This is a genomic window from Paraburkholderia acidipaludis NBRC 101816 (assembly GCF_000684975.1).
Lineage (GTDB): Bacteria > Pseudomonadota > Gammaproteobacteria > Burkholderiales > Burkholderiaceae > Paraburkholderia > Paraburkholderia acidipaludis.
Genome location: NZ_BAXZ01000007.1, coordinates 194,057 through 214,965 on the forward strand (window position 1 = coordinate 194,057; position 20,909 = coordinate 214,965).

Below are 20,909 nucleotides of genomic sequence, written 5' to 3' on the forward strand. Positions count from 1 at the left end.
AGCCAGGAGCGCATTGTTGCATGTACAGCAAACTGATTCGCGCGGCATTGCTGAGTCTCTGCGTTGCCGCACTGGCCCCCGCGAGTCACGCGCAATACACGACCGACTGGCTCGCGAACACGTTCGGCACCCTGGCGTCACACGTTGGTAACGGAGCGCGCTCGATGTGGGTCGCGCCCGAGGGCGTCATCTACACATCGTCGCGGTGGGACGAGAATGCGGGCGGCGTAGCGATCTACCAGAACGGCCGGACGCTCGGCACGATCGGCGCGCACGACGAATTCCAGGGCGGTGCGATCACGGGCAACGCAACCTCGATCTTCGTTGCGCTCGGCGACAACCAGTCATTCGGCAGCGGCTCGGTGGGCCGCTACAACCGCGCCTCGAATACGCGCGACCTGCGCATTCCGGTCAGCACGTGGACCGGCATCCAGAACGCGGACGTGATCACCGGGCTCGCCACGGCCGGCACGCTGCTCTATGTCAGCGACTTTTACGGCAACCGCGTGCGCGTCTACACCACCGACGGCATCTGGCAGCGTGACATCGGCGTGCAGCAACCCGGTGCGCTCGCAATCGACGCCGCGGGCAACCTGTGGGTCGCGCGCGAGAACGCGAGCGTAATCGCGCAGTTCAGTCCGAGCGGCACGCCCATGAACACCATCCAGATGGCACCGGGCGCGCGCCCGTCGGCACTCGATTACGACGCGCTGACGAACCAGCTGCTGGTCGGGGACGAAGGCCCCGACATGAACATCAAGTGCTACGCCCTTCTCGGCGTGCCGGTGCTGGCCGGCACGTTCGGCGTGCAGGGCGGCTATCTCGACACGACGACAGGCATCAAGGGGCAGGTTGGCGACAAGCGCTTCACGCGCGTAGTCGGCATAGGCAAGGATGCGGCCGGCAATCTGTACGTGCTCGACAACGCCTGGGGCGGCGGCTGGGATCTCGGGCGCAACGGCAGCACCCACATTCAGTCGTACAACCCCACGGGCACGCTGCAATGGACGCTGCAGGCCCTGAATTTCGAGGCGGTCGCCGCGCCGGACCCCGCGACCGACGGCGCCTGGTTCTACAGCGGCAACAACATTTATTCGGGCACCTCGGGCGGCACGTTCGTTGCGAACACAATCGATCCGTTCACCTACCCGTCCGATCCGCGCCTGAACATGAACGACTATCAGCGCGGCCAGCATTTCGGGCAACTCGTGGTGGTCGGCGGCAACCGCATTCTCGTCGCGTCCGGCCAGAATCCCGGCAATTTCAACTTCTATTACTTCCAGCCGTCGAGCGGTTACATCGCGATTCCGGCCGGCTCGATCCCGGGCACGCCGTTCAACACGAATCTGCAGGTCACGGCGGGCTTTGCGATCGACGGCAACGGCGACGTATGGGCCGGGCTCAACCGGACCAACCAGATCTACCACTATCCGCTGACGGGCTTCGGCACGAACGGCCAGCCGTCGTGGGGCGCGGCCGCGCCGATCCAGATCCCCCGCACCGTGCTGCCGCTCACACGGATCATCTATCAGTCGGACAGCGACACGATGATCCTCGCTCAAGGCATTTCGGGAAGCTGGGACTGGACGGCGATGAACGGACGCATCGAGGTCTATCACGGCTGGAAAGCCGGCAACACGAACGCGCCGAGCCCCGTCATCCAACTGACGAGCGCGAACCCGAAATCGATCGCGGCGGCCGGCCATTACCTGTTCGTCGGCTACGTGCATACGGTGCCGAACATCGACGTGTACGACCTCAATACAGGCGGCTTCGTTACGACGCTGACGAATTCGAACCCGTCGGCCATGGACGTCGGCAACGACGTGGATTCCATGTACGGCGTTCGCGCGTACCTGCAGTCGACCGGCGAATATCTGATCACGAAGGACAACTACAACGGATCGAGCGTCGTTGTTTATCGCTGGCATCCGTGAGCAGGGCTGAACATCGGGTCAGGTGCGCCCGCGGCGTGCGATAATCGCCATCGAATTCAAAGGGTTGTTCCGATCTCCGCCCCATGTCCGAGCCCGATCTCTCCGATCTGAGCACCTTCGTGGCCGTCGCGCAGGCGCGCGGATTCCGCGCCGCGGCGCTCACGCGCGGCGTGTCGCCCTCGGCCTTGAGCGATGCGATCCGACGCCTCGAGCAGCAGCTTGGCGTGCGCCTCTTCAATCGCACCACACGCAGCGTCACGCCCACCGAGGCGGGCCAAAGGCTGCTCGAGCGCCTGGCGCCGGCCTTCAGCGAGATCGCCGGCGCGCTCGACACCATCAACAGCTTTCGCGACAGCCCAACAGGCACGCTGCGTCTGAACGTGCCTTCCATCGTGGCGCGCGAGATCCTGCCTTCGCTCGTGCCGGACTTTCTCGCCGCCCACCCGGGCATCACCCTGGAAGTCGTGACGAACGATACGTTCATCGACGTGCTGGCCGCCGGCTTCGACGCCGGCATCCGCTACGACGAACGCATCGAAAAGGACATGGTCGCCATTCCGATCGGCCCGCGCAGGCAGCGTTTCGTCGCCGCTGCGGCGCCGCGCTATCTCGAAGCGCACGGCGAGCCGCGCCATCCGCGCGATCTGCTGCAGCATGCGTGCATCCGGCATCGCTTCGACAGCGGCGCGATGCCCGCGTGGGAATTCGAGCGCAACGGCGAGGTTGTCCGCGTCACGCCGAACGGCCCGCTCGTGGCATCCACGACCGATCTCGAACGCGGCGCCGCCATCGCGGGGTTGGGCATCATTTACACGTTCGAGGAATTCTTGCGGCCATCGGTCGAATCCGGCGCGCTCGTGCCCGTGCTTGCGAAGTGGTGGCAGAGCTTTCGCGGCCCGTACCTCTACTATGCGAGCCGAACGCACATGCCGGGTCCGCTGCGGGCATTCGTGGATTTCATTCGCGCCGCCGGTCACGAAGAAGGAAAACAGCAGCGCGCTTGACGGGCAGAGGCGCGTCAGTCCGGCCCCTTCGGCAAGAGGCTCTTGCGCCCGCGCTTGCGCGGCTTCGGCTCGACGCCCATGCGCGGATCGCGCGCCAGCACCAACGCCACCGCCGCCTCGACGGTGTCTTCGAAAGCCGGGTCGTCCTGCGAGACATAGAGCCACTTGCCAAGCACCGGATGCGGCCGCAAGGCGGGCAGTTCCTCGATGAGCGCCGGGTGATGCGGCTGGGACGTGCAGATCATCAAGCCGTTCCACGGCTCGTCGCCGTCGCCGGTCACGAGGTACAGCAGGCCGTCGAGATACGCGGCATCGCATCCGAACATCCGTTTGCCGACGTAGGTGAGTTCGCGCTCGAACGGCTCGAAGATCCAGAGCAGCGAATTGCGGACGGTGGCGGGCATGTGGGGGAAGTCTCCGTGCAAGTGCCCGGAGACGGTAATCCAGTGCGGCGAAGGTCGTCAACTCGCGGGGATGTTCGTCCACGCGAGCAGCCGAAAAGGATGCCGGGCGCCCAGCGCCTCGGTGACGAGCGAAGCCGACCGGTAGCCGCCCGCCTCGCGGCGCGTGTAGTCGAGAAAGGGCGTTGCGTCGGGCATGTCCGTGTTGTCCGCCACGATCAGCGCACCGCGCCGCAAACGCGGCTCGACGAGTTGCAGCACGGGCAGATACAGCGACTTCGCTCCGTCGAGGAACACGAAATCCACGCTCTCGGGAAGACCATTGGCCAGGGTTTGCTGCGCGGGGCCCGTGCGGATCTCGACGGTCGCCTCCACACCGGCCTCCGCAAGGTTGAGCGCCGCACGCCGCGCCTTGGTCTCGTCCATCTCGGTCGTGACGAGCCGGCCGCCGCCGTTCTCGCGCAAGGCGGCCGCCATCCAGATCGCCGAAATGCCAAACGAGGTGCCGAACTCAATGGCCGTATGCGCCGCCGTGGCCCGCACAAGCGCGTAGAGCAGCATGCCGAGATCGGGCGTAACAGGCATATAGGCGTCCTTCATGGCCGCGTAGAAGCCGGGCGCGCCCTCCTCCAGTCCACGGCCAGTCGCCGCTGCGCGCGCGGCGGGGTCCGCGCGCAGCGCGTCGGCATAGAGCCGCTGCAGCGTCGAGTCGACACGTGCGTTACCGATGAAATACGATGGCAGGGTTGCCGGTTGTATTGCGGGTTGCATCGATCAGTCCTCCGTGGGTTGAACACGGCGAATGATGGGCCGGCTAACCCAGGAAAGCTTGTATGGACGCGCCATTCTCCGAACAACCGCCCCGCCCGCGCCTGATGGCCGCGCGCGTGCTCCATGATTCTCTCGTGCCCCGCGCCACGGCCGCCTGCCGGCCGGCGGCGCGCTTTGCACAGGCGGTGGGGCGCGTGGTCAACGGCGTCGTGAGCCATGAAACCTACGCCGGCGCGGCGCGCGCGGCGAACGCGAGCGGCGTGACGCCGCGCCAGGCGCGGCAGAACCTGGCCGACACCGCCGCTTGCGACGCGAGCCCGCTGGCGGCACTGTTCCCGCCTGAGCTGACGACGCGCGCATTCGAACAACGGTGGAACGCATTGAACAAGGCGGCGACGTTCGGTGTGGTGACGATGGTCGCGTCGCCGGGCACGGAGACGGTGTCGATCCGCCGAACGCCGCGCACGAGCGAACGCGACGACCGCTTGCGCGCCGCGCTGAGCGAGGGCTGCATCGAATGGCTGGCAACCCGCGCCGCCGAAGATGCGCATCTGGGCGAGCGGGCGCTGCTTGCCCTGTCGTTGCGGCTGGGCCTCGATCGATCCGCCGTCCACGAAGCCGCCGCCTGCCTCTATGCCGAACCCGCGGCCGACCTCGAGCAGTGCGCAACGGAACTGGCGGTCTCGCCGCGCACGCTGCAGCGCCAGTTGGCGAACGACGGACTCGCCTTCGGGGTGCTGCGCCAGGCCGTGCGCCTCACGATCGCCGGGCAGCGCATGCGTGGTCGTCGAGCCGAATCGATTACGGCCACCGCCCATGCCGCCGGCTTCTACGATTCGGCCCACCTGACCCACGCCTGGCAGCAGGCATGCGGCCTCGCCCCATCCGCCTGGCGGGCGATCGCCGCGAGTCCGGCTTCATAAACGCGCAGGCGCGTTGACGGCCTCACGTCATTGCGCGGGCCGTACCTTCGCCGCAACGGCGTCGGCCACCTGGCTCGCCGCGTTCGCGAGCGCCTTCTTCTCGTCGCCACGCGAAAGGACAAACTTCGCGATCGCGACATAGGGATTGAGCGCGACAACCGCGCCCGGCACGTGCTGGCCCGACTGGCCCTCGGCTTCCTGATAGAGCGGCGTGGGTGTCCGGGTGGCCAGATCGTCGGCGGCGAAGGCCACTTCGAACTGGCTCTTGCCCGAGTTGAAGCCCACCATCGCGCGGCGCACGCGGTTGCCTTCGTCCACGCTCAGGAACACGCCGCGCACGAGCCAGCCCTGCGCCGGCGCGGCGCCGCCCGCGGGCAGCCGGCGCGCATCGATACCCTTCTTGCGCAGATCGTCCAGGATCGTCTGCGCCATCGCGGCGACGATCTGAGGTGCGGTCATCTCGGGATTGCGGCGATGCAGGAGGCCGCCGCCAGGCAGAATGCTGCCGATAATGCGGTGACTCTGATCCACGGGATTGGTGTCGGGCGTGACGTCGGCCGTGTCGAGTTCGAAGTCGCTCACGTAGACAATCGCGGGCGCGGGCAGCGCTCCCGCGCCCTGACCTTGGGCCTGCGCCTGGGCCTGGGTGAAAGGCGCAAGAATGGCCATGCACCCGGCCATCAGGAAACACAGCCATCGCAAGACATTCATCGAACGCTCCAGGCAGATAGAAAACGATGCCGCCATTCTGCCCGTTCTGTGCGTTCGAACCCTGCCAGGTGCCGGCACCCTGGCGCCAGGCACTTCGCCGCGCTCGCTTTGTTGCACTTACTTCGTTGCACTTACTTCGTTGTATAACCGCCGTTGATCAGGATGGTCTGGCCGGTGATCCACCAGCCGTCGCTCACCAGATGACGGATGAACGGCACGACGTCCCCGATATCGGTGAGCCCCGTCTTCGAAAATGCCGACAAGGCGGCCGCCGTCTTGTGATACGCCACCGCGTCGGCACCTTCGGCGGGATAGAAGAACGGCGTATCCATGGGGCCGGGGCCCACGGCCGTCACCGAAATCCCGCGCGCGCCGAACTCCTTCGCCGCCGCCCGCGTGAAGTGCTCCACGGGCGCCTTCATGCCGGCATAGGCCGCATAGAACGGCGTAAACGCGCCGAGCAACGAGGTCACCAGCGTCACGATCTTGCCGTTGTCGTTCAGATGCTTGCCGGCTTCGCGCAGAAAGAAGAATGCCGTCTTCGAATTCACGGCGGCCATTTCGTCGTATTCCGCCTCGGTAATGTCGACGAACGACTTCTTCAGCACCTTGCCCACCGTGTTGATCGCGATGTCCGGGCGCCCTACGGCGGCAACCGTGTCGGCGAACAGCTTTTCGACCGCCGCGGCCGAACTGAGATCGGCCTGCAACGCCACGGCCTGCGCGCCGGCCGCCTTCAACGCCGCAACCGTTTCGTCGGCAGCCGCTTTCGTGCCCGCGCTGTTGTAGTGGATCGCCACCGCCTTCGCACCGTGCGCCGCCAGGTCCCGCGCGATCAGCCCGCCCAGATTCTTCGCGCCGCCCGCGATGAGAACCGTTTTGCCTTCGATGCTGTGGTTTGCCATGAGCCGTTCCTCCGTGCCGGAGGCCGCCCGATGCGACCTCCTGTTGCTGACGATGATATCGGCCAGGAATCGGACATAAAGCGGCTGATTCTGGAATCACTATCCAGAGCAGGCGAACAGATTTTGCCGCTCGCTTGTACGAAAAGCGCTTCATGCCTCCGCCCAATGACCCATGAGTCCGTGCCCCAGGTTGCGGGCGGCTTTCGTTAGAATCTGCTTTCGGAGCGGAAAAAACCTGTTTGCATTGTTGCGGTAGTATCAGGACCGCCCGTACTGCTCACATTGTTCATTCCTTACCGGAGGCGGACGTGCCAGGTTTACTTCCCAATGTCGACCGCGAGGGACTCCTCGAATACTCGGTGGTGTACACCGACCGCTCGATCAATCATATGTCGCAGCGCTTTCAAGGCGTCATGCGGGATATTTCCAGCGCCCTGAAAAACGTCTACAACGCGAAGTCGGTCGTTGTCGTCCCGGGCAGCGGGACTTTCGGCATGGAAGCCGTGGCCCGGCAGTTCGCGACGAACAAGAAGTGCCTCGTCATTCGCAACGGCTGGTTCAGTTTCCGCTGGTCGCAGATTTTCGACATGGGCGGCATTCCGTCCGAATCGATGGTGTTGAAGGCGCGCCCGGTCGAGCCAGGCAGGCAGGCCGCCTATGCGCCGCCCCCGATCGAAGAAGTGGTCGCCGCGATCAAGGAAAACCAGCCGGATCTCGTCTTTGCGCCGCATGTCGAAACCGCGTCCGGGATGCTGCTGCCCGATGCGTACTTGCGCGCGGTGGCCGACGCTGTGCATGCCGTCGGCGGCATGTTCGTACTGGATTGCATCGCCTCCGGCACGATCTGGGTCGACATGGCGGCAAGCGGCGTAGACGTCCTGATCAGCGCGCCGCAAAAGGGGTGGAGTGCCTCGCCCTGCTGTGCGATGGTCATGCTCAGCCCTATCGCCCGCGAAAGAATCGACGCAACGACCAGCACCAGCTTCGCCTGCGATCTGCGCAAATGGCTGCAGATCATGGAAGCCTACGAGAACGGCGGGTTCGCATACCACGCCACGATGCCCACGGACAGTCTTGCGACGCTGCGCGACGTGATGAAGGAAACCGGGGCATACGGCTTCGACAAGGTGAAGGCGGAGCAGCTTGAACTCGGTACGCGCATTCGCGCACTCCTCGCCGACAAGGGTTTCAAAAGCGTGGCGGCCGAGGGTTTTGAGGCGCCTGGCGTCGTAGTCTGTTACACGGACGACGACGGCATACGATCCGGCAAGAAATTCGCCGATGCGGGCTTGCAGATCGCCGCCGGCGTTCCCCTGCAATGCGACGAGCCCGACGATTTCAAGACTTTTCGCATCGGATTATTCGGGCTGGACAAGCTGAATGACGTCGAAGCCGCGGTCGCGCGGTTCGCCAAGGCATTGGACCGCGTTCTATAGATTGTCTTTCCGGAGCCTGCGGGCATGATCGCGCTACGTCGCGCTGTCGGCGAGCGCCTTGATGCGTTCGGCCGTGTCGTCGTCGAGCGGCGTATAGACGATCATGCCCAGATCCGGCCGACCATCGACAGAGAACGCCGAGTACTCGAACTCGATCGGCCCGAGCTTCGGGTGCGACAGGCGTTTCACGCCGCCATCGGCGTGGTTATGCAAATCGTTTTCACGCCATAGCGCTTCGAATTCGGGGCTCGTGCTGCACAACTCGTCGACGAGTTCGCCAGCCTCCGAAACAAGGCCCGCACGCGCCACGTCGGCTCTGAATGCACCCACGACAAAACGCGCGACGCTCTCCCAGTCGTGCTGCTTCGCACGCATCAGCGGATTGCCGAACAGAAAACGCAAGATATTGCGCCCATCGGGCGGCAGCGCGCCGTAATCGGTCAGCACGACCGCCGCGGCGCGATTCCACGCGACAACGTCCCAAACCGGGTTCTTGATGATCGCGGGACTCGATGGCAGTGAATCGAGAAAGCGCTGCAGCCGTGGATTGACGTCGTTGACGGCCCGGTAGCGGACTTCCGGCGGTCTGCCCAATCCAAGCATGAAAAGATGTTCGCGCTCCGTGTTCGTGAGCATCAGCGCGCTTGCAATGCGTTCGAGCACGTCTGCGGAGGGTGCGCCGCCGCGCCCCTGTTCGAGCCACGTGTACCAGGTCGAACTGATATTCGCACGTTGCGCCACTTCCTCGCGGCGTAGGCCTGGCGTGCGTCGGCGCCCCGAATATCCAAAGCTCGCGGGATCGAGCCGGGTACGGCGGCTCCTCAGGAAGTCGCCGAGCGAGGCAGGCGTGGTGACCGGCATGAGATTCCTGTTAGTCGTTTTACCATGATAACGTCACTACTTTAACGGAATAAGAAATCGACAGATAGTGTGGAGGTCACGACCACGAGGAGTTGAATATGCGAATCTTTTTGACGGGTGCGACCGGCTTCATCGGGTCGGCCCTTGTTCCTGAACTGATTCAGGCCGGTCACGAGGTCATTGGAACGGCCCGTTCGGACGCCGGCGCGCAGGTGCTCAGGAAGGCAGGCGCCGAACCCCACCATGGCACGCTTGAAGACGTCGAAAGCCTGAAACGCGGTGCCGAGAAGGCGGATGCGGTGATCCACACGGCGTTCGACCACGACTTTTCGCGCTTCGTCGAAAACTGCGAAAAAGACAAGCGCGCGATCGCTGCGCTCGGCTCGGTGCTGGCCGGCTCGGATCGGCCGCTGCTCATCACGTCGGGCACCGGCGTTGGCAGCGGTGAGCCCGGCGAACTCGCTCGCGAGGACGTTTTCAACACGAGCCATCCCAATCCGCGCATCGGCTCGGAAATTGCGGGAAACGCGCTGCTCGACGCGGGCGTGAACGTTTCGGTGATGCGCTTGCCGCAAGTGCATGACCCGCTCAAGCAGGGGCTGATTTCACCGCTGATCGCGATCGCCCGTGAGAAAGGCGCCGTGGCCTACGTTGGCGAGGGCCGCAACCGCTGGCCGGCGGGGCATCTATCCGACGTCGTCCGGCTCTATCGGCTCGCGATCGAAAAAGCGCAACGAGGCGCGCGGTATCACGCCGTGGGGGAAGAAGGCGTCAGCAGCCGCGATATCGCCGAATCGCTCGGGCGTGGTCTGAAGCTGCCCGTCGTGTCGATCACTCCGGAGCAGGCGCAAGCCCAGTTCGGCTGGATGGCCATGTTCGTCGGCATGGATATGCCCGCCTCCAGCGCGTTGACTCAGGCACGCCTCGGCTGGCGGCCGACCGGACCGTCGCTCATATCGGATCTGGATCAAGCGCGATATCTGTAGCGTCCGGACAACGGCATATTCGCTTCGTGCGGCCGGCAAGCGCCTCTCTCGGGCATTGCCGGCCGACCCTCCCTCCCGGCACCCAGGGAAACCCCTCCCTTCAACCCGCCCATCGTCGGTCGATATCGCAACCATCCGTGCCATCCGGGCACGCGGAGGAGCCGCCGATGAAAGTTCGTTTGCCAGTCGCCGCAATCATCTGGGCAGCAGCGTGTGCAGGCGCCTCATCGGCGTTCGCGGGAAGTTCAACCGCATCTTCCGAAGACGACAGTGCCGCCGTGTTCGCCTCGGTGAAACTGGCCACGCAGCAGAACATTAGCGGCAGCGCCGCGCTCGATGCGCCGTCTGCTGCCGTGGGAACCGACGTGCTGCGCGGCGCAAGCGGCAACATAGGCGTGAATCTGGCGGCGGGTGCGCTAAACGCGCAGGCCAATCAGATCGCACTGGTGACCACGCATCAGGCGGAAATCGTCACGCAACAGAATGTGCACGCCATCGCACGTATGACCGGCGGTAGCGCCGTGGCCGAACTCGGCGCAGGCGCGCTCGCCGCCGCGAGCGGCAATATCGGCGTCAATATCGCCGCCGGCGCCGGAAATGCGCAGTCCAACGGGCTAGTGGTGCATTAAGCGGGCCCGGTGCCGAACGGCACCCGGGCACTCGCGCTAGTGCCCGTGAGCCTCACGCCACCTGGTGCCCTTTTCGCGCGGCCGACCGGCGGTACCGGTATGAAAGCCCGCCGAGACTAAAAAAAGGACTCCTGCGAAAGGCCAGAGATAGGTGGCCAGGATGAGGCACAGCAAGCATGCGTCCCGTGGAGGGTAGGCATGGAGTGCCCAGAAAAGACACGCAGCCGGCAACATCAGCAGACACAGCGCCGACCGGTTCAGAAAAGCGGCGACCCTGCCGTTCTTGAGCGTTTCAGCTTGCATGCCTGTCTCCATAGGAAATGGCACTGGCATATAGCGTGGCACGACGGCCATTTGATGAAAACTCGGTAAATTCCCTGGCGCGCGTCTAACCGGCGGATAGTTATGAAGCAAACACATAATAACTAACCGGCTCACGCGGGACGAAGTTGTCGCCAACTTGCAAAAACCAAAACGAATATTTTGAACATATGTTCTGAAACATCCGTTGAGCATGTAGCATGCAGTAACTCGCGTCCCGACCTCGACGGACCGCGATTGTCCGCCTATAACAATCATGCACGGATGTGCCGGTTACGATCTATCGAATGATCGATGACACAGCGGTCTTAATCTGCAGATCTCAAGAAATTTTCTCTCATATTTTAGTGGATAGAAAATGCACCACCACATCATCGTTACGGTTTCAATCGCCTATGATGAAGAAGTCATTCAAGGTGGCATGGCGCTCTATTTCAAGCATATGTCGAAAGGCCAGAAGGTTACCTGGTACGATTCGCATATACAGAATACGGGCAACAACTCATCGTCCATCACCTATAAGGTAATGTGTACAAATGCCGCCGGGCACGCGACCAGCAGAGTCTCCTTGTACATCATCTCGCATAGCGTGGGAGGAACATTCGGCGGCCTCGACGCGCATATCCTGGCATCCATGTTGCGCGGCTTTCTGAAATACACGGTAAAGGTGCCTACGGGTACTCCCGTGGAGAAGTTATCCCTGATCGGATGCGGTACTGCCAGGGGAGACGCCGGAACCGATTACATTTCAAAGGTTGGACTGAGCTGGGAGAGTGGACATCCTATTAAAATCGTCGCCTGGACAGCTTATGTCACGCTATTCGACATTCGCTTTCTGATTAAATTATTCAACAACACGCCCCGCTTCGCGACAATCGTGAATAGATATGTTGGCGATTGCCTGCGTGAGCTTGCCGGCAGCAGTTCGAGCCACGCCTTGCAATTGCAAAACAACCTGACTACGAATTTTCAGGCAACAACCAATCTTTACAAGAATTTCAGGGCATTCACTGCGGAATATAACGCCATAGTCGCAGAGAAAATTCGCGAGGCCGCGGACGAGGCCATTTATAATTTGATCGGGAAAAAAGTCAACAAATTAGTCAGCCCCGGAAATTACTTTTCTAATCCGCCTGCTTTTTTGCGCATAGGTGCCGGAACCGAGGACTCAGTGCCGCGCCCCAGCTTTGGCGATTCGCGCGATCAGCTTCGTTTGCTTCGAGATGTGAATTTCGAGAGAAGAGTCCAGCTCGCGTTGATACTGCGGCGAATCTTCATCGAGGAAATTTGCGCCATCATCCTCGACCTGGTAGGAGATTTGTTCGAATGGCAATATTATCCCGAGAAGGCAAAAGTCTCGCTAATCAGGCACACCGGATATGAGCAATAAAAATACGACAAATCGAGCAACCCTCCGCTGAGTTCCGGAGGTGTAGGCGCAGCGCATATTCTTTCCGTGCCGCCGCTTGAAATGCGATCCCTGCGAGCGCAATCAAAACGGCGCTCATCGTCTCCAGTCCGCCGGTAAGCCGGCCTCACCAGCGCGGATAACCGCCACCGGAAAATTATCGATCAGGCGTCCTTGTCTTCTCCCTGCCAATCCCGGGCCGCAATCTTCAATTGACGCAGCTTGTGATACAGCGTCTTCTTCGGCATTCCAAGCTCGGCGCTTGCATCCGCTACGTTCCCGTCATGGCGTCGCAGCGCTTCCTCGATCAGCAACTGTTCGAAATGCGCAAGCTGTTCGGGAAGCGTGCCGCCCTTCGCGGCGCCCGCGGCCGCGGAGAGCAGGCTGTCGCCGGTCAGCCCCAGCACGAAGCGATCCGCGACGTTCTGCAACTCGCGCACGTTGCCGGGCCACGCGTGAGTCATCAGTTCGGACAACTGCGCGGCGGTCACGACCGGTGCCGCCGTACCGAAGCGGCGCGCGGCCGCGAGCACGAAGTGCTCGAACAGCAAGGGCACGTCCTCGCGCCGCTCGCGCAACGGCGGCAGTTCGATCTGCGCGACGTTGAGCCGGTAAAGCAGATCCGCGCGGAAGCGGCCGTCGGCTGAAAGCTCGACGAGGTCGGCCTTCGAAGCGGCAACAAACCGGCAATCGACGGGAATCAGCTCGTTTGCGCCCAGCCGTTCGATCACGCGCTCCTGCAGCACTCGCAGCATCTTGATCTGGAGCGGAACCGGCATCGTCTCGATCTCGTCGAGAAAGAGCGTGCCGCCGTTCGCCCACTCGATCTTGCCAACCCGCTTCTTGATCGCACCCGTGAACGCACCGGCCTCGTGGCCAAACAACTCGCTCTCGAACACCGGCTCGGGCAAGCCGCCGCAGTTCAGCGCGACGAAATGCGCGTCACGCCGCCCGCTGAAGTCATGCAGGCTGCGTGCAATCATCTCCTTGCCGGTGCCGGTCTCGCCGGTGATCAGCACCGAAACGGACGTATCCGCCAGCCGCAGGATCTTCTTGCGGACTTCCGCCATCGCCGGCGAGTTGCCCAGCACCAGTGCCTCGATCCCCTGCCCGTTGCGCAGCGAGGCGCGCAGCCCCTCGACCTCGAGCGTCAGCCGGCGCTTCTCGACCGCGCGCGCCACCCTCGCGGCGATCACTTCGGACGAAAACGGCTTCTCGATGAAGTCGTAGGCGCCCACGCGCATCGCGCCCACCGCCGTCGAAATATCCGCATGGCCGCTGATCAGCAGAACCGGAATCTGTGCGTCGGCCGCCATCACGCGGTCGAGCAGTTGCAGCCCATCCATGCCGGGCATCCGCACGTCGGAGACGACCACGATGGGCGCGCCCGGCACAACGTCGGCGCATGCATCCACGGCCGACGCGTAAGCGCTCACCGGGAACCCTGCCAGCGCGACCGCCTGCTCCACGCCGATCCGGACATTTTCGTCGTCCTCGACCACCAGCACCCGAATCTCATCTTCCATGCTCTGACCTTTGCGGCTCGGCGGCCGCGAATTCGATAGTGAATCTGGCGCCGCCTTCGTCGCCGCCGTCACCGTTGATCGCGGAGATCTTCGCGCCGAACCCCTCGACAATCCGCGACGTGATTGCAAGCCCGAGCCCCAGACCTTGCCCGCGCGGCTTCGTCGTGACGAACGGCTCGAACAGATGGGCAAGCACTTCGGGCGCAATGCCCGGGCCGCTGTCGGCAATCGTGAAGCGCACGCGGCCCGGCGGATCGCCCTCGCTTGCGTCGATGCTGACGACGCGCGTGCGCGCGCCGCGAACCGCATCGAGCGCATTGCCAAGCAGGTTGACGATCGCCTGCTGAAGCTGGCTCGACTCCGCATACACGCTCGTGCCGGGCGGAATCCGCACCGCCAGCCGCACCCCTTCGTCGCGAATCCGCGCTTCGTAAATGAGCCGCGCGTGCGCCACCGCCTCATCGAGCGGCACCGCGACGCGCTCGAACTCCGGCTTGCGCGCGAACGCTTTCAGCTCGCCCGTGAGCACCGCCATGCCATCGACGAGCCGGCCAACGCGCTCGAGATTGGCGATGGCCGGCGCGGGCTGATTGCGCTCGAAGAACGTGCGTGCGTTGTCACAGAGCGTGCGGATCGCGACGAGCGGCTGGTTCAGCTCGTGCGTGAGGCCCGCCGCCAGCTGGCCGATCACCGCAAGCTTGCCGGCATGCACGACTTCCTGCTGCGTCGCGCGCAAGCGCTGCTCGGTGCGCTCGCGTTCGGCGATCTCCTGCTGCATCCTTTGGTTTGCTTCGGTCAACGCGGCAGTGCGCTGGGCAACCGTCGTTTCGAGCCGGTCGTTCGCACTGCGCAACACTTCCTGGGCCTTGAGCTTTTCCTGTATCGTCCGGCGGCGCTGGACCGCATAGAGCGCGTAGAGCACGCCGATCAGGAACACGCCCGTTACGAACGCGAACGCCACGCGCTGCTGCCGCCGTGCGCCTTCGGTGTTGAGCAGCACCATGATCGTGTCGTGTCCCTGCGGCGCCGGGCGCGACATCGCGAGATAGCGGGCAGTGCGGCCCGCGCGGCGCAGGTCGGGAAACACGCCGAACCACGCGGCGCTGTTCCACTCGCCAACGCGCCGGTAGCGCAGCGCCTCCACGGTGCGGCCCGCATATTGCCGCGTCGCCTGAATCTCGCGCTGCTGCTGCGCCGTGATCGTCCGCATGGCGGTGAATTTCCACGCGGGCACGGTCGAGATCACGATCACGCCGTTGCCGTCGACCACCATCGCCGCTTCGCCGGGAATGCGCCACGCCGATTCGAGCTCGTCCACGCTGACCTTCACGGCCACGGCGCCCACCGCCTTGCCGGCGTCGAGCACCGCGTTCGCGAAGTACAAGCCCGGCACGCCGGTGTTCGTGCCGATGCCGAAGAAGCGGCCGCTGCCGCGCGCGAGCGCGTCCTGGAAGTACGGACGGTACGACACGTTGGTGCCCACGAAGCTGAGCGGCTGGTTCCAGTTGCTTGCGGCAATCACCGAGCCGCGGGCATCGATCACATAGGCAGCGCCGCTGCCGGCGTCGCGGTTGGCGGCTTCGAGATAGGCATCGACCGTGCGCGACAAGCCGGGCGCATCATTCGGCGACGCCTTCAGCAATGCGCGCACGCTGTCCTGCCGCGCGACGAGCGCGGGCATCATCTCGAAGCGCCCGAGCCCGCTCGTCAGGCTGGCCGAATACAGATCGAGCCGATGCGCGCCGGTGTCGGCAAGCGCATCGATTGCGCGGTCCCACGCAAACACGACCGCGGCGGTGACGGCTCCCACGTACAGCACGGCCGCCGCCGCCCATCCCCACCACGCGATTCCCTTATAACGCTTCGGCACGTTTGCCCTCATCGATGCCCGTCAGCGGGCGGCGTGGATTCGCCGGCACCGCCATCGCGAGAATTCCTCCCTGCCGGGTTCATCCACCGAAATGCGCGACCAGGATCAGCGTCACCGTGACGACGATCGCGCCGCCGATACGCGTGGCGATCTGCGCGAACGGCATGAGCTGCATCCGGTTGGCGGCGGTCAGGATCGCAACGTCGCCCGTGCCGCCCTGGCCGCTGTGGCAGGCGTTCACGATTGCGGTGTCGATAGGGTACATCTTCATCAGGCGGCCGACCACGAAACCCGTGCCCATCAGCGTCACGACCGTCGCGGCAATCGTCACCACGTTGACGAGCGTGAACGCCGCCATCAGCTTGTCCCACGGCGTCATCGCCACGCCGATCGCGAACAGCAGCGGATAGGTGACCGCCGTCGAGAAAAAGCGGTAGACCACGAACGCCCCCTCCTGCAGCGGCGGCGAGACGGCGCGCGCGAGCTTCACGAGCACGGCGAGGAACAGCATGGCGACGGGCGCGGGCAGACCGAACAGCCGGTGCGCCATGAGCCCGATCAGGTAGAGCGTGATCGCCGTGATGCCCGCGGCGGCGATATGGCCGACGTCGATGTGCACGCGCGACTCCTCGTTCGACGGCGCCATTTCCCCGCTCTCGCCCACCTGCAGCCGCCCGTTGCCGGTCAGATGCGGCAGGCGCCTGCCAAGCATGTCGAGCAGGCCGGCAAGGACGATGGCGATGAGGCTGCCGAGCATCACGGGGGGCAGCACCTGCGCGAACAGGCCGCCCTGCGCCACATGCATGATTTCCGAGTAGCCGACGGAGAGCGGGATCGCGCCTTCGCCCACGCCGCCCGCCATGATCGGCACGACGACGAAGAGCAGCGTATGTTTGACGCCGAGGCCCAGCGCGGCGCCAACCGCGGTGCCGACCACCGTCGCGGCAACCGTACCCGCCGCGAGCGGGATGAAAATCTTCAGGAATCCCTGGATCAGCACGCGCCGGTCCATGCTCAGAATGCTGCCGACGATGATCGACGCGATGAACAGGTAGAGGAAGTTCGTCTGCTTCGTGAAGTCCACCGTCAGTTGCTGCACCGGCTTCGGCAACACGTGGTAGTAAGTGAGCGCCGACGGCACGAAGGTCGCGAGGATCGCGGCCGCGCCGATATTGCGCAACAGCGGCAGGCGCTTGCCGAGCTCGGCGCAGGTGAAGCCGAAGAACGCGAGCACCGCGATGGACATCGAGATCTCGCCGGGCACCTTGCCGCTAACCGCGAAGCCGGCAATGAGCGCGGCCAGGATCACGTAGATCGGCAGCGGAATGATGCCGATGCGGATTTCCATCAGCTTCCACCAGCCTTCCGGCCAGAAGCGATCCCGGGTGGCCGGGCTCTGATCGGGCAGCGCCGGGGACGCGGCGGATGCGGACGCACTGTTTCGCACGGGATGTCTCCTTCGTATTCGCGACCGGATCGCATCGCGCTTCCGGAGCTTGTTCTGGCAAGAGGGAACGACGGCCCAAAGGCCGCCGGACGGCTATAAAGCAGCAGCCATGCCAGCGCGCGTCCGCACGGAGAAATATCCCTAACCCATTGATTTACCTATCCTTCCAGATTGGATCACCAAGCGGGCCACCCATGCCCCGCTCCGAAGATTCAGAATTCGGTCGACCGGCAGGCTGAAATCTCAGCCTGCCGCCCCCTGCTTGATGTCCCGCCACTCCCCGGCGCTCGCGCTTTCAACCGCCGCGTCGACGAATGCCAACCCTTTGACGCCGTCCGAAACGTCCGGGAAGAGCCGAGGCGGCTGCCCTTCGTCGTGCCCGGCAATCCGGCTTGCCACCCGGGTCGCGAACTCCGTGTAGAGATTGGCGAAGGCTTCGAGGTAGCCTTCGGGGTGGCCGATCGCGGTGCGCGTCGAGCGTTGGGCCCCCTCGCTCATCAGCGGGCCAGTGCGCCGCGTGAGGATCTGCTCGAAGTCCCCTTGCCTTCGGTGGACGAGACGATTGGGCTCCTCCTGATGCCATTCGAGGCCGCCCTTGTCGCCGTGAATGCGAAAGCTGAGTCCGTGTTCCGAGCCGGCGGCGGCATTCGTCACCCAAAGCGAGCCGCGCGCGCCGTTTTCGTAACGCAATAACGCGGCAACATAGTCGTCCACTTTCCGCCCCGGGATGGGGGAGCCCACGTCCGCGCAGATCCGCGTGGCCGTGAGGCCGGTAACGAACGCGCCCAGATGAAAAGCGTGCGTGCCGATGTCCATCAACACGAGCGACTTTCCCGCGCGTCCCGCGTCGGTGCGCCATGCCGCCGGCAACTCGTGCTCGGCCAGGTAGCTTTGCACGTATTGAAGGTGGATCTGGCGTATTTCGCCTATTTCGCCCTGCAGGACCATATCGCGCGCCTGCCGAACCATCGGAAAACCCGTATAGCAATAGGTCACGCAAAATTCGGCACCGGTGCGCGCGACCTGTTGGGCAATCTCCTGGGCCTGCGTAGTATCGGTTGCGAGAGGCTTGTCGCAAATGACGTGAAACCCCTTCTCCAGGGCCATCATGCAAACGGCGTGGTGCGAGTCGTTTGGCGTCATGACGGCGACAACGTCGATCTTGTCGGCACGGGTTGCCTCGGTCTCGAGCATTTCCCGCCACGATCCATAGGCCCGCTCCGCCGCAATGCCGAGTTCCAGCGCGGTGCGCCGCGAGCGCTCCGGGTCCGAAGCCAGGGCGCCGGCAACGATGTCGTAGTGCCCGTCGAGCCGCGCGGCGATTCGATGGACCTCTCCGATAAACGAGCCCGGCCCGCCTCCCACGAGCGCGAGGCGAATGCGTCTGCCCACCTTCCCTGTCATCTTGTCCCTCCGGATTGAGTGCGGGTTCTGCGGCAAAGGTTCGCCCGGTCATGCCGTGACCGAGTTTCCCTTCAGCAGCATAACGACACCGCCAACGCTTGCGAGGCCGCAAACCCATCAAAAAGCCATCAAGCGGCGGAGGAACGCGGGCCGCCGATCCGGCTATCGAAGTCGAGCGCAGCTTTTCCATGGCCTTGCGCGCGAGACGTTCGACCCGGTGATATTGTTCGCCAACACCATCAGGGAAGCGCCGTGGATCGAATCGAACTCTTTCGCGTATTCGCCCGAGTCGTGGAATGCGCAAACTTCACGCGTGCCGCCGATACGCTCGGCCTGCCGCGCTCGTCGGTATCGGCGGCCGTGCAGGAGCTGGAGGGGCGCGTGGGCGCGCGGCTTTTGCATCGCACGACCCGCAGCGTCTCGCTCACGCAGGACGGCGCCGCGCTGTACGAGCGCTGCCTGCGGCTCATCGCCGACGTAGAGGACACCGAAAACCTGTTCCGCCAGGGCGCCGTGGGGCCGAGCGGCAAGCTGCGCGTCGACGTGCCGGGCCGCATCGGACGGCTGGTGGTCGCGCCCGCGCTGCCCGTCTTTCTCGATGCGTGGCCGAAGATCGATATCGAACTCGGCAGCACGGACCGCGCCGTGAACTTCGTGGAGGAACGCATCGACTGTGCATTACGTGTAGGCATGCTAAACGATTCGAGCATGATCGCGCGCCCCATCGGCAACCTCACGCTCATCAACGTCGCGAGTCCCGCCTATCTCGCGCGCCACGGCACGCCGCGCACGAGCGCCGACCTCGCGGCGCACGTGGCCGTGCAATACGCTTCGCCTACCAGCGGACGCATCGCGCCGTGGGAGTGGCTCGACGGCGAGACCACGCGCACCGTGGCGGTGCCGGGCCGCGTCACGGTGAACAATGCCGAAGCGTATATCGCCTGCTGCCTCGCGGGCCTCGGCCTGATCCAGATTCCCGCCTACGACGTGGAGGTGCATCTGCTGGCGGGCGAACTCGTCGAAGTGCTGCCCATGCAGCGCGCCGCGCCCATGCCGATGACGCTGCTTTATCAGCACCGCCAGCATCTGTCGCGGCGGCTGCAGGTTTTCGCCGACTGGCTGGAGACGCTGCTGCGCGAGCATCTTGCGGCGTTTTCCGCGTGACGTATGGGCGCCGGATACGGTCCCCGTCCGCAGCCCCGCGCCGAGCGCCCCAGGATCGCGCACGCAGCCTGGATGTCTGCGTTGCCGGCTTCATGCCGCCGAACAGTCCAAAAGCAGGTTGATCAAAAAAACGCGTATCGTCACGTATCTGAACTCCGCGTCGCGCCCATGAACGCCATCCACCACCACCTTATGCCCGCAAAGTATTCGCTACCGCGTGCCGCCGCTATCGCCGCGACATTGCTCGCGTTGACGGTAGCGGGCTGCGCCGGCTCCTCGCCGTGTGCTTCGCGCGACTCGCAAGCGTCCTCCGCCGCCGCGACGTCCCTCGATGCCGCAATCGGCGGCTCGCAACGCAGCGAACAGGCCAGGGCGCGCGACGTCTATCGGCATCCGAAGGAAACGCTGACGTTCTTCGGCCTCGGCCCCACGCAAACGGTACTGGAAATCGCACCGGGCGGCGGGTGGTATACGGATATTCTTGCGCCCTGGCTGCACGATGCGGGGCATCTGTACGAAGCCCAATATGTCAGCCCGTCGGCCCAACTGGCCGCCGAGGAGCGCACAAGCGATGCCACTTTTTCGCGCAAGCTCGCGGGCAACCCCGCTATCTACGGAAACGTCGTAGTCGGCACCTTGCACGCGGGCGAGTTTGCGGGCTTCGACGCCACCGGGCGGTTCGACCTCGTGCTCACGTTCCGAAACATCCATAACTGGATGAAGGACGGCCAGCTCGACGCGAACCTCCGTGCGTTCTATCGCGCGCTGAAGCCGGGTGGAACGCTCGGCGTCGAAGAGCATCGCGCCCGGCCAGGCACGACCCTGCAGCAGATGATCGATACCGGCTACGTGACCGAGGCTTTCGTTATCGAGCATGCGCAGGCGGCCGGTTTCGTGCTCGCCGGGCGCAGCGAAATCAACGCGAATCCTCGCGACACGAAGGATTATCCGCACGGCGTGTGGTCACTGCCGCCCACCTACGAGGGCGGCGACACCGATCGGGCGCGCTATGCCGCGATCGGCGAATCGGATCGCATGACGTTGAAGTTCACCAGGCCCTAACGGGCGTGCCCGGCGCGAAGGCGCCGTTGCGCGGAGGCCGGATCAGGCCTATTCTTCGAAGCGGTGCAACCGGTACGCCTGCGGGGCGATCACCGAGAGATAGCCGTGCATGGCAGTGCGAAGCATCCGCCCGATGGCAACGA

The 20,909-nt window shown here is 64.4% G+C and carries 18 protein-coding genes; 9 read left to right on the forward strand and 9 right to left on the reverse strand.

Annotated elements, in window-relative coordinates:
- Window positions 1-20: 20 nt before the first annotated feature.
- Both BAC01S_RS11245 and BAC01S_RS11250 read left to right on the forward strand, forming a co-directional pair.
- The gene (locus BAC01S_RS11245) at window positions 21-1,937 is read left to right on the forward strand and encodes an NHL repeat-containing protein (RefSeq protein WP_027794853.1); all 1,917 of its coding nucleotides are present in this window, start codon (window positions 21-23) and stop codon (window positions 1,935-1,937) included.
- 83 nt (window positions 1,938-2,020) lie between these two features.
- Entirely contained in the window at window positions 2,021-2,941 is a 921-nt protein-coding gene (locus BAC01S_RS11250; protein ID WP_027794854.1) for a LysR family transcriptional regulator, read from the forward strand.
- A 14-nt stretch (window positions 2,942-2,955) separates the two neighbouring features.
- On the opposite strand, the gene BAC01S_RS11255 is transcribed toward BAC01S_RS11250, so the two are convergent.
- Entirely contained in the window at window positions 2,956-3,345 is a 390-nt protein-coding gene (locus tag BAC01S_RS11255) for a hypothetical protein (protein ID WP_027794855.1), read from the reverse strand.
- Window positions 3,346-3,402: 57 nt separating this feature from the next.
- On the reverse strand, window positions 3,403-4,113 hold the full coding sequence (locus BAC01S_RS31030; RefSeq protein ID WP_052408735.1) for an O-methyltransferase: 711 nt from the start codon (window positions 4,111-4,113) through the stop codon (window positions 3,403-3,405).
- A 62-nt stretch (window positions 4,114-4,175) separates the two neighbouring features.
- Here BAC01S_RS31030 and BAC01S_RS11265 point away from each other — a divergent pair, with 62 nt between their 5' ends.
- Complete coding sequence (locus BAC01S_RS11265; protein WP_027794856.1) at window positions 4,176-5,036, forward strand: helix-turn-helix domain-containing protein; 861 nt, start codon at window positions 4,176-4,178, stop codon at window positions 5,034-5,036.
- Window positions 5,037-5,063: 27 nt separating this feature from the next.
- On the opposite strand, the gene BAC01S_RS31035 is transcribed toward BAC01S_RS11265, so the two are convergent.
- Both BAC01S_RS31035 and BAC01S_RS11275 read right to left on the reverse strand, forming a co-directional pair.
- A complete protein-coding gene (locus BAC01S_RS31035; protein WP_052408736.1) occupies window positions 5,064-5,747 on the reverse strand; it encodes a DUF4410 domain-containing protein in 684 nt (227 codons plus the stop codon).
- 131 nt (window positions 5,748-5,878) lie between these two features.
- Window positions 5,879-6,652 carry an SDR family oxidoreductase gene (locus BAC01S_RS11275; protein WP_027794857.1) on the reverse strand — a complete coding sequence of 258 codons (774 nt, stop codon included), beginning with the start codon at window positions 6,650-6,652 and terminating at the stop codon, window positions 5,879-5,881.
- Between the two features lie 308 nt (window positions 6,653-6,960).
- Here BAC01S_RS11275 and BAC01S_RS11280 point away from each other — a divergent pair, with 308 nt between their 5' ends.
- Window positions 6,961-8,088, forward strand: a complete 1,128-nt coding sequence (locus tag BAC01S_RS11280) for an aminotransferase class V-fold PLP-dependent enzyme (RefSeq protein WP_027794858.1) — start codon at window positions 6,961-6,963, stop codon at window positions 8,086-8,088.
- A 33-nt stretch (window positions 8,089-8,121) separates the two neighbouring features.
- Here BAC01S_RS11280 and BAC01S_RS11285 read toward each other — a convergent pair whose 3' ends face one another.
- On the reverse strand, window positions 8,122-8,949 hold the full coding sequence (locus tag BAC01S_RS11285) for a helix-turn-helix transcriptional regulator (RefSeq protein ID WP_027794859.1): 828 nt from the start codon (window positions 8,947-8,949) through the stop codon (window positions 8,122-8,124).
- A gap of 98 nt (window positions 8,950-9,047) precedes the next feature.
- On the opposite strand from BAC01S_RS11285, the gene BAC01S_RS11290 reads away from it, so the two are divergent.
- The 3 genes from BAC01S_RS11290 to BAC01S_RS11305 all read left to right on the forward strand — a co-directional run bounded on the left by BAC01S_RS11290 (window position 9,048) and on the right by BAC01S_RS11305 (window position 12,275).
- Window positions 9,048-9,935, forward strand: coding sequence for an SDR family oxidoreductase (locus BAC01S_RS11290; RefSeq protein ID WP_027794860.1), 888 nt, complete (start codon window positions 9,048-9,050; stop codon window positions 9,933-9,935).
- A 167-nt stretch (window positions 9,936-10,102) separates the two neighbouring features.
- Window positions 10,103-10,564 (forward strand): hypothetical protein, encoded by a 462-nt coding sequence (locus BAC01S_RS31040; RefSeq protein ID WP_156954385.1) that lies wholly within the window; start codon window positions 10,103-10,105, stop codon window positions 10,562-10,564.
- Window positions 10,565-11,243: 679 nt separating this feature from the next.
- Window positions 11,244-12,275 carry a hypothetical protein gene (locus BAC01S_RS11305; protein WP_027794862.1) on the forward strand — a complete coding sequence of 344 codons (1,032 nt, stop codon included), beginning with the start codon at window positions 11,244-11,246 and terminating at the stop codon, window positions 12,273-12,275.
- Between the two features lie 182 nt (window positions 12,276-12,457).
- On the opposite strand, the gene BAC01S_RS11310 is transcribed toward BAC01S_RS11305, so the two are convergent.
- The 4 genes from BAC01S_RS11310 to BAC01S_RS11325 all read right to left on the reverse strand — a co-directional run bounded on the left by BAC01S_RS11310 (window position 12,458) and on the right by BAC01S_RS11325 (window position 18,576).
- Window positions 12,458-13,819 carry a sigma-54-dependent transcriptional regulator gene (locus tag BAC01S_RS11310; RefSeq protein ID WP_027794863.1) on the reverse strand — a complete coding sequence of 454 codons (1,362 nt, stop codon included), beginning with the start codon at window positions 13,817-13,819 and terminating at the stop codon, window positions 12,458-12,460.
- Window positions 13,809-15,701 carry a sensor histidine kinase gene (locus BAC01S_RS11315; RefSeq protein WP_027794864.1) on the reverse strand — a complete coding sequence of 631 codons (1,893 nt, stop codon included), beginning with the start codon at window positions 15,699-15,701 and terminating at the stop codon, window positions 13,809-13,811. The genes BAC01S_RS11310 and BAC01S_RS11315 overlap by 11 nt, the downstream gene beginning before the upstream one ends.
- A gap of 67 nt (window positions 15,702-15,768) precedes the next feature.
- A complete protein-coding gene (locus BAC01S_RS11320; RefSeq protein ID WP_027794865.1) occupies window positions 15,769-17,136 on the reverse strand; it encodes a 2-hydroxycarboxylate transporter family protein in 1,368 nt (455 codons plus the stop codon).
- Between the two features lie 243 nt (window positions 17,137-17,379).
- The gene (locus BAC01S_RS11325) at window positions 17,380-18,576 is read right to left on the reverse strand and encodes a Gfo/Idh/MocA family protein (protein ID WP_245616567.1); all 1,197 of its coding nucleotides are present in this window, start codon (window positions 18,574-18,576) and stop codon (window positions 17,380-17,382) included.
- A gap of 216 nt (window positions 18,577-18,792) precedes the next feature.
- Here BAC01S_RS11325 and BAC01S_RS11330 point away from each other — a divergent pair, with 216 nt between their 5' ends.
- Entirely contained in the window at window positions 18,793-19,704 is a 912-nt protein-coding gene (locus BAC01S_RS11330; RefSeq protein ID WP_027794867.1) for a LysR family transcriptional regulator, read from the forward strand.
- 192 nt (window positions 19,705-19,896) lie between these two features.
- Window positions 19,897-20,766, forward strand: coding sequence for a class I SAM-dependent methyltransferase (locus BAC01S_RS11335; RefSeq protein WP_156954388.1), 870 nt, complete (start codon window positions 19,897-19,899; stop codon window positions 20,764-20,766).
- Window positions 20,767-20,909: the final 143 nt, after the last annotated feature.